The organism is Modestobacter sp. NPDC049651 (assembly GCF_040659695.1).
GTDB lineage: Bacteria > Actinomycetota > Actinomycetes > Mycobacteriales > Geodermatophilaceae > Modestobacter.
The window spans coordinates 131,839-145,692 of the sequence record NZ_JBFAOG010000008.1; the positions used below are offsets into that span (position 1 = coordinate 131,839).

Sequence of the window (13,854 nt, forward strand, 5' to 3'; positions counted from 1 at the left end):
GGTCAGACCCAGCCGAGGTCGGGGAGCGCCGTCCACGGGAGCGTCCGGCAGGGCTCGGTGCCCTCGGCGGCGAGCCGCCGGGCGACCCCGGCGTCGGCGCAGGCGACCGGCCGCCGGGGCGTGACCACCACGTGCACGTCGCGCAGCCGGAGGCCCGCCCCGGCCATCTCGCGGAGCAGCTCCTCCGGGCGCACGAGCACGGCGGTGTCCAGGCCCGGGGTGTCCGGGTGCGTCCAGACGCCGACCGGCCCGGTGACCCGCAGCCGGCCGGGCACGGTGAACGACCTGCCCAGCGCCGCCGAGCGGGTCCGGTGCACCAGGGCGGTGGTCGCCGCGGCGGTCGGCCGCCACGGCACGGTCAGCCCGTCCCGGACGACGACGACCTGCCAGCCGAGCTCGGTGTGCCGGCGGTCGGCCCAGTCGAGGACGGCGATCCCGGCCTCGGCGGCCGCGGCGTCGGGCACCGGGCGGTGGGCCAGCCACGAGGTCAGCGCGGCGGTGACGGCGTCGGGGGTGGCCGCGACGTGCGCCCGGGTCATCTCCAGCGCCAGCTCGGCCAGCAGCACCCGGGTGGACCGGCCGCCCTCCTCGAGCACCAGCAGCGGGCCGCGGCCGGCGTCCTCGAGGCCCAGCTGCAGCCCGGCGGGGACCGGCCCGAGCTGCTCGACGGCGTCCCGGACGTCGCCGACCCGGACCTCGGTGCGGACCAGCCGCTGGAGCAGCCCCGCCGGGGCGCCGAAGCGTCCCTCGCTCACGCGCTCCGCCCGCCGGTCAGCGCGGTCCGCGCCTGCGGGGCGAGGTCGGCCAGCGAGAGGACGCTGGCCAGCTCGACCGCCGACAGCCGGACCGGGACGACGTCGGCGCCCCAGCCGGTGGCCCGGCGCACCCGCGCGACCGGCGCAGGCCAGACGACCTCGCGCGCGGCGGCGACGTGCAGCTCGGTGAGGACGTCGCCCAGGTGGATGGCGGCGACCGGGTGGACCGGCGCGCCGTCGAGCGCCGCCTGCACGGCCCGCTCGACCTCGGCGCGGTCGGGGCCGCTGAGCCAGTGCGGTACGAGCACGGCCTGGGTCGGGTCGTCCATCGCCGCGGTCACCGGGTGGCCCCGCCGGCCGGCTGCGAGCCGGCCGGGACGCGTCCCGCGCGGTGGCGGAGGGGGGCGACGACGATCACGTCCGAGATATCGGCAGGCAGCAGGCCCGGTGGACCCGGCGCGGGCACAGAATCCCTGGGTGCGCGCTGCGGGCCGGCGCGCCCGGGGAACGCGACGACCCGCCGGGCCCGGAACGGGCCCGACGGGTCGGGTCGACGTGCTGCCGCCGGGTCAGCCGGCGAGCTCGGTGAGGCGCTCCTTGAGGGCACGCTCGGCGCGGTCGGCGTGCACGTTCATGTTGCGCACCGAGGTGCCCAGGTCCGCCGACAGCTGGGTCTTGGTCTGGCCGCCCCAGGTGGTCAGGTACCAGGTCGCCCAGCCCAGCACGTTCGGCTGCGCGGCCCGCTGGTCGCGGCGGGCGGTGGGGTCGGGCGCGCAGGCGGCGGTGAGGGCGTGGGACAGCAGGGTCTGCTCGGCCTCGCCCATGATCTCGTCGGGCACCTCGGCGCTGTCGGGGAGCACGAACTCCACGGTCTCGGTCCCGCCGTCCAGCGACTGCAGGTTGCGCAGCCCGTTGAGGGTGGCGACGGTCTGCGAGTTGCGGCGCAGGGTGGCCACGCTCTGCCCCATGTAGGCGGCGAGCTCCTTCTCGCTGGGCCGGCGCTGGTGCTCGGCGGTGAAGGCCGCGATCGCCTTCTGCTGCTTGTTCTCGGTGTCGGCGGCGGTGCGCCCGTAGGCGTTGCGACCCAGGTCGTGCACCCACTTCGACAGCTGGGTGGCGAGGAAGGCGCCGAACGGCACGCCCTTGCCCTCGTCGTACTGCGCGACGGCCTTGAGCACCCACTCGGCGACCTGCTGGTCGATGTCGTCGTTGTCGGGCAGGTGCAGCCGGATCGTGCTCATGTTGCGCTGCAGCCGCTTGAGGCTGACCCGGCAGTAGTGCCGGCAGAGGTCGGAGAGGAAGGCCGCCGGCAGGTCGCGCGGCGAGCGGCGGCGGACGTCGGTCTCCGGCCGGAGGCCCACGGTCGCGTACCCGTGCTCGGCGCACCAGCCGCGCACCGCGGCGGCGAGCGCGTCCGCGGTCCCGGGCGCCCCGTCGACCCGGTACAGGCCGTCGCCCTCGTCGTAGGTGACGGTGACGTCGCCGGGCAGGGCGGCGCGGAAGCCGGCCAGCGGCAGCTCCCGGTCGGTGCGGAAGTGCACCCGGTCGCGGGGGGTGATGGGGGCCAGAGCCCAGCCGTCGGCCTCCGGGATGCCCCCGAAGACGAGGGGCTCGCGGATGCGGGTCGGCTCGGCGGTCTGGCCGTTGGTGCGGTCGGACACCGGGTCCTCCTGAGGGGAAGTGCAGGTGGGCGAGGTGGGTGGTGGCGGCGACGGGGTCGCCGGAGGACCGGCGCGCAGGACGGCCGGCATCGGCCGGCGGGGCCGGCGGCGCGGGAGGGTGGAGCGGGTCGCGTTACGCGGGGACGGGCACGTCGCCGCGGCGCGGCGCGGGCACGAGAACCCCGGCGGCGAGCGGAGCGGACGCGTCGACCGGCTGGCGGGGGCTGGGGATCCGCGGCTGCGGCGCGCGGGGGGACGGCGCGGCGAACGCGGCGAGCACCCCGGCGGCGGCGCCGCGCTCGGCCTCGGCCGGCTCGGCGACGTAGACCGGCATGTGGTCGTAGAGCTGGGTGAACAGCCCGTCGACGAAGGCGTAGGCGGCCTGCGCCTCGGCGGAGAACTTGGCGATCTGGTCGCGCGGGCCGAGCTCGACGCCGACGGTCACCCGGACCACCCGGTCGTCCTTGCTCAGGCCGGTGAGGGCGAAGCTCACGCCGGGGTGCTGGGCGGCCAGCGCGGAGAGCGCGGCCAGGCACCGGCGGGTCGCCGAGCGGCGCGGCCGCAGCTGCACGTGGACGACGACGGTGTCGGCGGCGGCCGGCTCGAAGCGGCCGCCACCGAGACCACCGTCGGCGTCCAGGTCGGCGACGTCGACGTCGTCGAACAGCCGCAGGTCGACCGCGTCGGCCGCGACCGGCTCGGTGACGACCGAGCGGTCAGCCGTGCGGACGGACCGGGCGTTGACTGCGGTGCGTGCCATCGTGCTCTCCCCCTGAAACGTGCGGTGTGGGGGAAATCTTGGGCAGCAGCCGCAATGTCGACGGCAGGACTCGCCGTCCTGTGACTAGTGAGGCGGACGGGTTTCGCAGATGTTGAGGCGAATCGCCCACATCTTTGTAGATGTCTTTTACGCGGACCGGTCCGTCCCAGGAGTGAAGGCGGAGAGGGCACCGAGCGCGTCCGCGGCGACCTCCGCCGCGAGGGCGCGCGCCTCCGCGATCTGGCGGTAGACCTCCTCGCGGTGGATGGTCACCTCGCGGGGGGCCTTGAAGCCCAGCCGCACCGTCCCGCCGCGGACCTCCACGACGTAGACCTCGATGTCCTCACCGATCCGGATGCTCTCGCCGACGCTGCGGGTGAGAGTGAGCATGGGTTACCCCTCCTGGGTGTTGGTCGCCATCCGTGGCACCCCGCCGTCGGCGGGACACGGGGGGCACCGGTTCCCCGGTGCACACCCCGTGGTGGTTCTCGGCAGGTCCGGGCGCCGACCGGAGCACCCGGGACCCGCCGTCAGCGCAGGAAGTCCAGCAGGGTCGGCTGCAGGGCCTGGGCGGTGGCCTGCAGCGCGGCCTGGTAGCCGGTCTTCTGCATGTTCAGCTCCATGATGGTCTTCGGCATGTCGATGTCCTCGACGTCGGTCTGCCGGGCGGTGAGGCTCAGCTGCCGGGACTGGTTGATCGTGCCGGCCTTCTCGATGCGCGCCTGCCGGGCACCGAGGTCGGCCACGGCGTCGCTCATCCGGGAGAAGGCGGCGTCCAGCGCGTCCAGGTCCGCGGTCAGCGAGGTCGCGTCGCCCGCCGCGACGTGCGTGGCGATGTCGCCGACCACGTCGAACAGGTTCGAGCCGTTCGGGCCGAAGGCTTCCGGCCCGGTCACGTCGACCCGCACCTGCTCGACGTCGGAGACCTGCCGGGTCACCGGGTACACCGGCACGGTGGCCGTCCCGCCCACGCCGACGTAGCCCCCGGCGGCGTCGTAGGCCGTCCGGCCGGCCGTCACGCCGCCGAAGATCGGCCGTCCCTGCACGACGGTGTTCGCCTGGCCGAGCAGGCTCTCCCGCAGCTGCCGCACCTCGGCCGCGATCGCGCCCTGGGACTCGCTCGACAGCGCGCCGGTGTTGAGCGCCTGGACCGTGAGGTCCCGGATGCGCTGGGTCTGCGTCATCATGTTCTGCAGCGCGGTGTCCGCGGAGTCCAGGAACGTCGTCGCGTCGGAGATGTTGCGGGCCTGCTGGTCGGTGCTGGCGAGGTCGGCGCGCGTCAGCATCGCGGCGTTGGTCCCGGTCGGCGAGTCCGAGGGCCGGCTGATCTTCTTGCCCGAGGTGAGCTGCTCCTGCAGCCGGTTCACCGCCGACAGGTTGGCGTTCAGCCCCTGCAGGCTGGTCAGGCTGATCGCGCGCTGGGTGATCCGCATCATCGTCAGCCCACCATGCCGATCAGGGTCTGCAGGGTCTGGTCGATGGCCGAGACCATCTTCGCCGCGGCCGCGTAGGCGTGCTGGTACTTGAGCATGTTGGTCATCTCCTCGTCGATCGAGACGCCGGAGACCGACTCCCGGGAGGCGTCCACCTGCGTGCTGATGACGGACTGCGTCTTGAGGTTGCTGGTCGCGACCGAGGCCTCGACGCCCAGGCCGACGATCATCTTGCGGTAGGTCGCGTCGGCCCCCGCGGGGTCGAGCCGGAGCTGGTAGATCGCGCCGGCGTTCAGCCGGTCGGAGGAGACCGCACCGCCGGTCGCCGTCGACGACAGCCCGGCCGCGGCCAGCTTGCCCGGGTCGGTGACGGCGACCTGGATGTTCTTCGCGGTGATCGGGCCGGCGCCGGTGCTCGGCACGAACAGCGGTCCCCCCGCCGCCCCGGACGCGTCGAACCCCGCCTGGTGGAGCGGGTTGACCTGCCCGGCCAGCTGCGCGGCGATGCCGTCCAGCGCGGCGCGGAAGCGCGGGATGAGGTCGGTCATGGTGACCAGGTCGCCCTCGGCGGTCCCGCTGGGGCGGATCTGCGTGCCACCCGGGGAGGTGACGATCCGCGGCGGGTCGCCCGCCACGGTCGCCGAGGTGGCCGCGCCCTGCAGGGTCAGCTGGATCGTCGAGGTCCCGTCGACCAGCGTGGCGCCGGGCACCGACACGGTCAGCGTGCCGTCGTCCCGCAGCGCCGAGGTCGCCCCGACCTGCTCGGACAGCTTCATGACCAGCGCGTCGCGCCGGTCCGCGAGCTCGTTGACCGGCAGGCCGCCCGAGAGGCCGCGCTTGATCGCCTGGTTGAGGTCGGCGATCGACGTGGCCGCCGCGTTGACGTCGGCGACCAGGGTGCCGAGGCTGTCCCGGGTCTGCTGCCACTGCTGGTCGAGCGTCCGGTCGGTGGTGTGCAGGCTGTCCACCACGGTGCGGGTCCGCTCCAGCACCTGGGCCCGCGCCCCGGAGCCCTGCTGGTCGGTCTCCTTCGCCAGGTCCGCCCAGCCGGCCCACATGGTGTCCAGCTGCGACTGCAGCCCGGTGTCACCCGGCTCGCGGAACGCGTCCTCGATCTGGCCGAGCGCGTCCTGGGTGACCGTCAGGCTGGCGGCCGCCGCGTGCTCGTTCTGCGCCCGCCCCTCCAGGAACCTGTCGCGGATGCGGATCACGGTGTCGGCCGAGACGCCGCCGCCGACCTTGTCGCCGACGGAGAAGACGGCCGGCACCGTCGAACCGCCCACCGACTGCAGCTCCGCGCGCTGGCGGCTGTAGCCGTCGGTGTTCACGTTGGCGATGTTCTGCCCGGTGACGTCCAGGCCGCGCTGCTGGGCGAACAGCGCCGAGGTGGCGGCGTTCAGCCCGGAGAACGTGCTCACTGGTGCTGCTCTCCCGTTCCGGGGGTGCGCGTCACAGCGCACCGTCCAAGGTCACCGAGCGGTAGGCGTTGCCCGCCGCCCGGCCGCTGTGGGTGTACGTGCCCGCCGACGGGGTGCGCGCGGTCAGCAGCGCGTCGCCGATGGCCGCCAGGCCGCCCTCGATCAGCTCGCGGTTGGCGTCGGACAGCCCGCGCAGCTCGCTGACCAGGGTCAGCAGCGCCTCGTGGTGCTTGCCGTACAGGTCCGACCACGGCGCCGGCGCCGAGTCGGCGAGCTGGCGCAGCGAGGGGTTGGCGTCCAGCCCCAGCCGGGTGGCGATCTGCTCCGTGGCCGCTGCCCGCTCCACCTCGAGGGTGCGCAGCTGCTCGAGCACCACCTCGATCTCGTGGGCGATGCGCGCCAGCCAGCGCGTCTTGCCGGTGAGGATCAGGTACTGCTTCTCCTCGGCCTTGAACAGGAGCAGGTCGAGCAGCTCCTGCTCCCGCCACAGCAGGGTCGACAGGTGCTGGTGGTCCATGTCCCGGCCCCCTTCCCTCGTCGTCTCGCTCGCTCGCACCGGCCGGTCGGCGGTGTCCGTCGCTGTCGGCTTCGGCAGCCGCGGGCGGCCGGTCAAGCCGAGATCGCTCAAGTCGTCGGAGATTCCTGCCGATGGCGGGTCCCGTGCCGCCCGCAACCCGCCGAGAAGAACTGCTGTGAGACCTGTTGCCCGTACCGCGGGAACCCAGCGCCTCTCCTCCGACGTCGACGCGCTGGTCACCACCCACCTGCCGTTGGCCCAGTTCGCCGTGAACGCGGTGGCCTCGCGGATCTCCCTGCCGCCGCACGTGAGCCGGGACGACCTGCTGTCCTGCGCGCACGTCGCGCTGGTGGAGGTGGCCGGCCGGTACTCCCCCGACGCCGGCGCCACCTTCGCGACCTACGCGCTGCCCCGCCTGCAGGGCGCCGTCCTGGACGAGCTGCGCTCCGGTGACTGGGCCAGCCGCTCGGTCCGGGCCGCCGCCCGGCGCACCGACGCCGCGGCCGACGCGCTGACCATCAGCCTCGGCCGCCCGCCGACCCGCGAAGAGCTGGCCGAGAGCCTGGGCGTGCCCCGCAGCGAGCTGGACTCGCTGCAGGTCGACGTGCACCGGGCGGTGATGGTCAGCATCGACGCCGAGACCGGCACCGACGGCGGCTCGATCGACCTCCCGGACACCGGCGAGTCGCCCGAGCGCGCCCTGCTGCGCGGGGAGCGGGCCCGCCACCTGCACGAGGCGATCCGGGCGCTGCCCGACCGGCTCGACGAGGTGGTGGAGCGGAACTTCTTCGGCAACGAGTCGCTGACCGAGATCGCCGAGGACCTCGGGGTCACGCTGTCCCGGGTCTCGCAGATGCGGGCCCGGGCGCTGACCCTGCTGCACGCGGCGATGAGCGAGGTCTGGGACGGCCGCGCGGTGCCCGCCGAGGGCGGCGTCCGGGCCCGCAACCAGCAGCGCGCCTACGTCGAGCGGGTGTCGGCACGGCAGGCGGTCGCCCGGACGGCGCCGGCCCCGGCGGCCGTCGTGCCGGCACCGCGCGGCCGCGCCCGCGGGGCGTGGCACCTGGCCGGCCCGGACCCCGCGCGGGGCACCCACGCCCAACCCGCCTGAGGGACCGGCGGAAAAGTTCTGCGGTTCGGGTCAAGGAACCACCTCGACCGGCCGTTACCGAGAGAGCAACACCCCGCAGCACGGATGCAGCGGGCGACCAGCACCAGCCCATAACCACGGAGGAACACAGTGGGTCTCAGCGTCAACACCAACGTCGCGGCACTGAACGCGTACCGCAACCTCAGCAGCACCCAGAACAGCATGAACAAGTCGCTGGAGAAGCTGTCCAGCGGCTTCCGCATCAACCGGGCCGCCGACGACGCCGCCGGCCTGGCGATCTCCGAGGGCCTGCGCTCGCAGATCGGTGGCCTGAAGGTCGCCGTCCGCAACTCGCAGGACGGCATCTCGGTCGTCCAGACCGCGGAAGGCGCCCTCACCGAGACGCACTCCATCCTGCAGCGCATGCGTGACCTCGCGGTGCAGGCCGCCAACGACGGTGCCCTGAAGGACACCGACAAGGCCAAGGCGGACAAGGAGTTCCAGCAGCTCTCCAAGGAGCTGGACGACATCTCGGGCAAGACGACCTTCAACGGCACCAAGCTGCTGGACGGCAGCGCCTCGGCCAAGGCCTTCCAGGTCGGCTCGAACGCCGGTGAGACCTTGACCGTCAACATCGGCAACATGGGCGCCAGCGCCCTGGGCGCCAGCGGCGCGATCGGCACGGCGTCCGGCGCCAGCGCCGCCATCACCGCCCTGGACACCGCGATCGGCAAGGTCTCCGACCAGCGCGCCGACCTCGGTGCGGTGCAGAACCGGCTCGAGCACAAGATCAACAACCTGAACGCCACGGTGGAGAACCTCACCTCCTCGGAGTCGCGGATCCGCGACACCGACATGGCCGAGGAGATGAGCAACTTCACCCGGACGCAGGTCCTCAGCCAGGCCGGCACCGCGATGCTGGCCCAGGCGAACCAGTCCACGCAGGGCATCCTCAAGCTGCTGGGCTGATCTCCGCCGCTCCGCTGAGCACCACCCGGTGAGGGGGGAGGCCCCGGCCTCCCCCCTCACTGCGTCACCGCCCCCGACCCGAGACCGGAGAGATCGACATGGCAGGCATGAGCGTGAGCTCCGGGCTCATCTCGGGGATCAACTACGACGACATGATCACCCAGCTGATGAAGATCGAGGCGAACCCGCAGACGCTGCTGAAGGGCCGGCTGTCCGCCGCCCAGAAGGACGCGGCCGCCTTCCGCGACATCAACACCTCGTTCGCCGGGCTCCTGACGGCCGCGCAGGCCCTGACCGCCGACGCCGGCATCGCCTCGGCGCGCAGCGCCACCAGCAGCAGCACCGCGGTCACCGCGAGCGCCGGCACCACCGCGGTGCCCGGCAGCTCCGTGACCTTCACCGTCGACAAGCTCGCCACCGCCCAGACCTCGGTCAGCACGGCCACCTGGAGCTCGCGCACCGCCGACGTGCGCACCCAGCAGCCCGGCTGGCCGCTGACCGTGCTCGACGAGAACGGCGCCACCGTCGGCTCGATCGACGTGCCGGCCGGCGCGACCCTCAACGACGCCGCCGACGCCATCAACAAGAGCGGCTTCGGGCTGAGCGCGACCGTGCTCCAGCTGAGCCCGACTCAGTTCAAGCTGCAGGTCGGCAGCACCACCACGGGCGCGGACAGCAAGTTCCGGCTGCAGGCCCCGGGTGAGGACGCCACCACCGCCGGCTCCGCGTTCGCCACCACCGACCCCACCGACGCGCAGATCACCATCGGCGGCTCGCTGGTGGCGACCTCGCCGTCCAACACCTTCAGCGAACTCGCGACCGGCCTGTCGGTCACCGTCTCGGCCACGAGCGCGACCCCCTCCACGGTCACGGTCGGCACGGACACCAAGGCGGTCACCGACAAGGTGCAGGCGCTGGTGACCGCGGCCAACGCCGTGCTGGACAAGATCGGTCAGTACACCGACACGACCGCGGGCAGCACCGCCGTCCTCAAGGGGAACTTCGACCTGACGAACCTGGCCAACCAGGTGCTGCAGACCGTCTCCACCGCCGTGACCGGCGGCGGCGCGACCAGCGGCACCAACGGCTCGGTGTCCTCGGCCGGCATCCAGCTCACCCGGGAGGGCCGGCTCGCCTTCGACGCGTCGGTGTTCCAGGCCAAGCTGGCCGCCGACCCGGCCGTGGTGCAGCGGCTGCTGGGCGGGTCCGTGGACGCCGGCACCGACGGCAGGACCGGCAGCGTCGACGACGCGGTCGCCACCGACGGCCTGGCCGCCCGGCTGCAGGTGCTCGCCCAGCGGGCCAGCGACAGCACCTCCGGCCTGCTGACCTCGCTCGCCAAGGGCCAGGACAGCATCGGCAGCGACCTGCAGGACCAGATCGACTCCTGGGACCTCCGGTTGCAGCTGCGCAAGGACTCCCTCACCGCCCAGTTCAGCGCCATGGAGACGGTGCTGGGCACCCTGCAGAGCCAGGGCAACTGGCTGGCCGGCCAGATCAACTCGCTGCCCAGCTGGTCCTCCTCCAAGTCCTGACCGAACAGCCACCGCAGGAGATCTTCCCCATGACTGCTCCCTCGCTCCGCGCCCGTTACCTCGGCGCGTCGGTCAGCACCGCCTCCCCCCAGCAGCTGCTCGTCATGCTCTACGACCGGCTGGCCCTGGACCTCGAGCGGGCCGAGGCCGCGCTGGTGGCCGGCCGCCGGGACGAGGCCCGCGAGCCGCTGCTGCACGCCCAGGAGATCGTCATCGAGCTGCGCGGCAGCCTGAAGGTCGAGATCTGGGACGGCGGCCCCCGCCTCGCCGCGCTGTACGGCTGGCTGCTCGGCGAGCTGATCACCGCCAACACCAAGGGCGACGTCCGCCGGGTCGCCGACTGCCGCCGGATCGTCGAGCCGCTGCGCGACGCGTGGCGCGGGGCCGCCGCCCAGCTGGCCGCGGGCACGGCATGACCCGGCCCGGCGACGAGCCGGCCTCCCCCACCTGGCCGGCGGTGCTCGACGAGCTCGAGAACCACGTGGTCGACGCCGAGCAGATGCTCGCCCGCAACCGCGCCGAGGAGATCGCCACCTGGGGTCGCCGGTCCACCGACTGGGTGCCCCCGAGCTCCCTCGGCCCGCTGCCGGACGACCTGCGCGAGCGGGCGGCCCAGCTGCTGCAGCACCAGCTCGCCGTCGCGGAGGCGCTGGTCGAGCGGATCACCCAGTCGCAGAAGCAGCGCGACGTGGCGGCCCGGATGTCCTACGCACCGACCCGCCCGGTGGCCTCCTACATCGACCGGGCCCTCTGACCCCGTCCCAGCCACACCCCCGAGCCCGTCCGGCCGGAGCACCCGCTCCGGCCGGGCGGGCTCGTCGCATGTCGGGCAACCCGGTGCACACGAACGGGTGCACATGGTCACGATCACCGCCCAGGGTGCCGATGACTGGAGAGCACGGACAGCACCATCTGCCACGGATCGGCGGAGCTCACACGCACAGGGGTCCCCTGTGCGTGCGTCCTGCGACATCCGGAGGTCCTCGTGCCCCGTCGCGCGCCCGAGACGAGTGCTCGGTGATCGGCGACACCACCATGTCGGCCCTGCACGCGTCCCTCAGCGGACTCGCGCAGCGCCAGCGCGTCACCGCCGACAACATCGCCAACATCAACACCCCCGGCTACCTGGCCGGCCGGGTCGACTTCGAGTCGGCCCTGAAGAACGAGCTGGCCGACGGCGAGACGCCGGTGGCCGGCCGGTCGGCGGAGCTGCGCTCCTCCGACCCGACGAACACCAACGGCAACAACGTGAACCTCGACACCGAGACGGTCATCCAGACCGAGACCGGGCTCCGCTACCAGCTGGCGCTCAACGCCCTCAACGGCAAGTACGCCCAGCTGCGGTCCGCCCTGAGGACTTCCTGACATGGCCCTCTTCGACAGCATCAGCATCTCCGGGACCGGCCTCTACGCCCACCGCAAGTGGCTGGACGCCGTCTCGGACAACATCGCCAACATCAACACGACGAACGCCCCGGGCGAGGACGCCTTCCGGGCCCGGATGGTCGACGTGCAGGCCTTCAACTACGGCGGCGAGGGCGGCGTCCGGGTCGCCGGCGCGAAGTTCGGCAGCGCCGAGGGCCGGATGGTCTACGAGCCGGACAACGCCGACGCGGACGCCGACGGCTACGTGCGCTACCCCGACATCGACCTGGGCGACCAGATGACCCAGCTGATGATGGCCCAGCGCGGCTACCAGGCGAACATCTCGTCGATCAAGGCGGCCACCGAGGCCTACCAGTCGGCGCTGCAGCTCGGGAAGGGCTGACGATGACCTCACCGATCACCGGCATCGGCTTCGCGCCGGGCCTGTCCGCCATCGGCGACACCAGCGGGATCGGCAGCCTCTCGGCGGCCGGCCCCGCGGCGACCACCGGCACGGGCGACGGCGGGTTCGCCGACGTCCTGACCGGTCAGATCGACGCGCTCAACGGGATGCACGGCACCGCCGACACCCTGGCGCGGGCCGCCGCGACCGGCGACCTGCAGGACGCGCACGACTACATGATCGCCAGCACTGAGGCGTCCCTGGCCACCGACACCGTGGTGACCCTGAAGAACCAGGCGGTCGCGGCCTTCACCGAGATCATGAGGATGAACGTCTGATGCCCGCCGCCCTCGCAGGACCGCTCGCCAAGGTCCGCGCCACGCTGCAGACCATCTCCCTCGGGCAGAAGGTCGTCATCGGCCTGCTCCTCGCCGGGCTGGTCCTCGGGGGCGTGTTCTTCACCCAGTGGGTCACCAAGCCGACGATGGCCCCGCTGTTCTCCAACCTGGCCGCCAGCGACGCCTCGGCGATCGTCGACCAGCTCAACACCGACGGGGTGGCCTACGAGCTCACCGACGGCGGTTCGACGATCATGGTCGCGCAGGACAAGGTCAACGCCGAGCGGCTGTCGATGAGCGGCCAGGGCCTGCCGGCCAGCAACGACACCGGCTACGCGCTGCTGGACCAGTCGGGCATCACCACCAGCGAGTTCCAGCAGCAGGTCACCTACCAGCGGGCCATCGAGGGCGAGCTGGCCAGCACCCTGAAGGCGCTGGACGGCGTCAACAACGCGGTCGTGCACGTCGCGCTTCCCAAGGACGACGTCTTCGCCACCGACGAGGGCAAGGCCACGGCGTCGGTGCTGCTGGACGTCAGGCCCGGCACCAAGCTCAGCGGCGAGCAGGTGCAGGCGGTCACCCACCTGGTCTCCTCCAGCATCGAGAAGATGGACCCGGCCGACGTCACCGTCGCCGACCAGACCGGCGCGGTGCTGTCGGCCGCCGGCTCCGGCGTGACCTCCGCCGCGACCGACCAGCAGTCGGCCCAGGAGCAGGAGTTCGAGGCCGGGCTCGCCGGCAAGGCCCAGGCCATCCTCGACCGCGTCGTGGGCACCGGGAACTCGGTCGCCTCGGTGCGCGCCGACCTGGACTTCGACAAGACGAACACCACGTCGGAGACCTACAACTACGTCAACGGCACCCCCCCGCTGTCCTCCAGCACCACCAAGGAGGACTACACCGGCTCCGGCAACGCGGTCGGCGGGATCCTGGGCGCCGAGGACACCGGCGGGACGGGCACCGGCGGCGACTCCACGTACGGCAAGGAGTCGACGACCGACAACAACGCCGTCGGCAAGACCACCCAGACCGTCGACGGCGCCCCGGGCGCGGTCAAGCGGCTCACCGTCTCGGTCGTCATGGACAACCAGAAGGCCGGCGCGCTCAACCAGCAGCAGATCCAGGACCTGATCGGCAACGCCGTCGGCCTGGACGTCGCCCGCGGGGACGCGATCACCGTCGCGGCCATGCCGTTCGACACCACGGCCGCCAAGCAGGCCGCCGCCGACCTCGCCGCGGCCGCCGCCGCCGAGAAGAACGCCCAGATGTGGAAGATGATCAAGACCGGCGGCATCGCGGCCGCGATCGGTCTGGTCGTCCTCATCGCCTGGTTGCGCTCGCGCCGGCGCCGCGAGGAGGAGTACGAGGAGCTGGAGGCGGTCGACGAGCCGCTGCAGCTGGACCCGCTGCAGGTGCAGAGCGTCCGCGACGTCGTCGTCGACGACCGCGAGGCCGAGCTCATGGCCGCCCAGCGGGAGAAGGTCCGCGGCGAGATCTCCGCGATGGTCAGCGACAAGCCCGACGAGGTCGCGACCATGCTGCGCAGCTGGTTCGCCGACGCCAAGTGACGACTCCGCAACGGTTCCCCCGCAGGGCCGGCCGGGTGTGCC

The 13,854-nt window shown here is 73.0% G+C and carries 17 protein-coding genes; 9 read left to right on the top strand and 8 right to left on the bottom strand.

The window, feature by feature from the left end; genetic code table 11:
* Positions 1-2 precede the first annotated feature (2 nt).
* The 8 genes from AB0J00_RS13420 to AB0J00_RS13455 all read right to left on the bottom strand — a co-directional run bounded on the left by AB0J00_RS13420 (position 3) and on the right by AB0J00_RS13455 (position 6,544).
* Complete coding sequence (locus AB0J00_RS13420; RefSeq protein ID WP_357745031.1) at positions 3-755, bottom strand: hypothetical protein; 753 nt, start codon at positions 753-755, stop codon at positions 3-5.
* A complete protein-coding gene (locus AB0J00_RS13425; RefSeq protein ID WP_357745034.1) occupies positions 752-1,084 on the bottom strand; it encodes a hypothetical protein in 333 nt (110 codons plus the stop codon). The genes AB0J00_RS13420 and AB0J00_RS13425 overlap by 4 nt, the downstream gene beginning before the upstream one ends.
* Positions 1,085-1,324: 240 nt before the next feature.
* Positions 1,325-2,416 (bottom strand): flagellar biosynthesis protein FliA, encoded by a 1,092-nt coding sequence (locus AB0J00_RS13430; protein ID WP_357745037.1) that lies wholly within the window; start codon positions 2,414-2,416, stop codon positions 1,325-1,327.
* A gap of 133 nt (positions 2,417-2,549) precedes the next feature.
* A complete protein-coding gene (locus AB0J00_RS13435) occupies positions 2,550-3,176 on the bottom strand; it encodes a hypothetical protein (RefSeq protein WP_357745040.1) in 627 nt (208 codons plus the stop codon).
* Between the two features lie 147 nt (positions 3,177-3,323).
* A complete protein-coding gene (gene csrA, locus AB0J00_RS13440) occupies positions 3,324-3,566 on the bottom strand; it encodes a carbon storage regulator CsrA (protein ID WP_357745043.1) in 243 nt (80 codons plus the stop codon).
* A gap of 140 nt (positions 3,567-3,706) precedes the next feature.
* The gene (gene flgL, locus AB0J00_RS13445) at positions 3,707-4,612 is read right to left on the bottom strand and encodes a flagellar hook-associated protein FlgL (RefSeq protein ID WP_357745046.1); all 906 of its coding nucleotides are present in this window, start codon (positions 4,610-4,612) and stop codon (positions 3,707-3,709) included.
* Between the two features lie 2 nt (positions 4,613-4,614).
* Entirely contained in the window at positions 4,615-6,027 is a 1,413-nt protein-coding gene (flgK, locus tag AB0J00_RS13450) for a flagellar hook-associated protein FlgK (RefSeq protein ID WP_357745049.1), read from the bottom strand.
* A 31-nt stretch (positions 6,028-6,058) separates the two neighbouring features.
* The gene (locus tag AB0J00_RS13455; RefSeq protein WP_357745052.1) at positions 6,059-6,544 is read right to left on the bottom strand and encodes a flagellar protein FlgN; all 486 of its coding nucleotides are present in this window, start codon (positions 6,542-6,544) and stop codon (positions 6,059-6,061) included.
* Positions 6,545-6,719: 175 nt separating this feature from the next.
* Here AB0J00_RS13455 and AB0J00_RS13460 point away from each other — a divergent pair, with 175 nt between their 5' ends.
* The 9 genes from AB0J00_RS13460 to fliF all read left to right on the top strand — a co-directional run bounded on the left by AB0J00_RS13460 (position 6,720) and on the right by fliF (position 13,812).
* A complete protein-coding gene (locus tag AB0J00_RS13460; protein ID WP_357745055.1) occupies positions 6,720-7,655 on the top strand; it encodes a sigma-70 family RNA polymerase sigma factor in 936 nt (311 codons plus the stop codon).
* Between the two features lie 129 nt (positions 7,656-7,784).
* The gene (locus tag AB0J00_RS13465; protein ID WP_357745058.1) at positions 7,785-8,603 is read left to right on the top strand and encodes a flagellin; all 819 of its coding nucleotides are present in this window, start codon (positions 7,785-7,787) and stop codon (positions 8,601-8,603) included.
* Positions 8,604-8,710: 107 nt separating this feature from the next.
* Entirely contained in the window at positions 8,711-10,138 is a 1,428-nt protein-coding gene (gene fliD / locus AB0J00_RS13470) for a flagellar filament capping protein FliD (protein ID WP_357745061.1), read from the top strand.
* A gap of 29 nt (positions 10,139-10,167) precedes the next feature.
* A complete protein-coding gene (gene fliS, locus AB0J00_RS13475; RefSeq protein WP_357745064.1) occupies positions 10,168-10,554 on the top strand; it encodes a flagellar export chaperone FliS in 387 nt (128 codons plus the stop codon).
* Complete coding sequence (locus AB0J00_RS13480; RefSeq protein WP_357745067.1) at positions 10,551-10,892, top strand: hypothetical protein; 342 nt, start codon at positions 10,551-10,553, stop codon at positions 10,890-10,892. Before fliS ends, AB0J00_RS13480 begins: the two co-directional genes overlap by 4 nt.
* A gap of 263 nt (positions 10,893-11,155) precedes the next feature.
* On the top strand, positions 11,156-11,503 hold the full coding sequence (locus AB0J00_RS13485; RefSeq protein WP_357745070.1) for a flagellar basal body protein: 348 nt from the start codon (positions 11,156-11,158) through the stop codon (positions 11,501-11,503).
* Position 11,504: 1 nt separating this feature from the next.
* A complete protein-coding gene (locus tag AB0J00_RS13490) occupies positions 11,505-11,906 on the top strand; it encodes a flagellar basal body rod C-terminal domain-containing protein (RefSeq protein WP_357745073.1) in 402 nt (133 codons plus the stop codon).
* 2 nt (positions 11,907-11,908) lie between these two features.
* Positions 11,909-12,244, top strand: a complete 336-nt coding sequence (locus AB0J00_RS13495) for a flagellar hook-basal body complex protein FliE (RefSeq protein ID WP_357745076.1) — start codon at positions 11,909-11,911, stop codon at positions 12,242-12,244.
* On the top strand, positions 12,244-13,812 hold the full coding sequence (gene fliF, locus AB0J00_RS13500; RefSeq protein WP_357745079.1) for a flagellar basal-body MS-ring/collar protein FliF: 1,569 nt from the start codon (positions 12,244-12,246) through the stop codon (positions 13,810-13,812). The genes AB0J00_RS13495 and fliF overlap by 1 nt, the downstream gene beginning before the upstream one ends.
* The last annotated feature ends 42 nt before the right edge of the window (positions 13,813-13,854 follow it).

What these genes read in the sequence shown, in the direction of transcription:
- AB0J00_RS13425 (WP_357745034.1), bottom strand. Translation starts at nt 1,084, where the DNA reads ATGGACGACCCGACCCAGGCCGTGCTCGTACCGCACTGGCTCAGCGGC.
- AB0J00_RS13435 (WP_357745040.1), bottom strand. Translation starts at nt 3,176, where the DNA reads ATGGCACGCACCGCAGTCAACGCCCGGTCCGTCCGCACGGCTGACCGC.
- csrA (WP_357745043.1), bottom strand. Translation starts at nt 3,566, where the DNA reads ATGCTCACTCTCACCCGCAGCGTCGGCGAGAGCATCCGGATCGGTGAG.
- flgL (WP_357745046.1), bottom strand. Translation starts at nt 4,612, where the DNA reads ATGATGCGGATCACCCAGCGCGCGATCAGCCTGACCAGCCTGCAGGGG.
- AB0J00_RS13455 (WP_357745052.1), bottom strand. Translation starts at nt 6,544, where the DNA reads ATGGACCACCAGCACCTGTCGACCCTGCTGTGGCGGGAGCAGGAGCTG.
- fliD (WP_357745061.1), top strand. Translation starts at nt 8,711, where the DNA reads ATGAGCGTGAGCTCCGGGCTCATCTCGGGGATCAACTACGACGACATG.
- fliS (WP_357745064.1), top strand. Translation starts at nt 10,168, where the DNA reads ATGACTGCTCCCTCGCTCCGCGCCCGTTACCTCGGCGCGTCGGTCAGC.
- AB0J00_RS13480 (WP_357745067.1), top strand. Translation starts at nt 10,551, where the DNA reads ATGACCCGGCCCGGCGACGAGCCGGCCTCCCCCACCTGGCCGGCGGTG.
- AB0J00_RS13490 (WP_357745073.1), top strand. Translation starts at nt 11,505, where the DNA reads ATGGCCCTCTTCGACAGCATCAGCATCTCCGGGACCGGCCTCTACGCC.
- AB0J00_RS13495 (WP_357745076.1), top strand. Translation starts at nt 11,909, where the DNA reads ATGACCTCACCGATCACCGGCATCGGCTTCGCGCCGGGCCTGTCCGCC.
- fliF (WP_357745079.1), top strand. Translation starts at nt 12,244, where the DNA reads ATGCCCGCCGCCCTCGCAGGACCGCTCGCCAAGGTCCGCGCCACGCTG.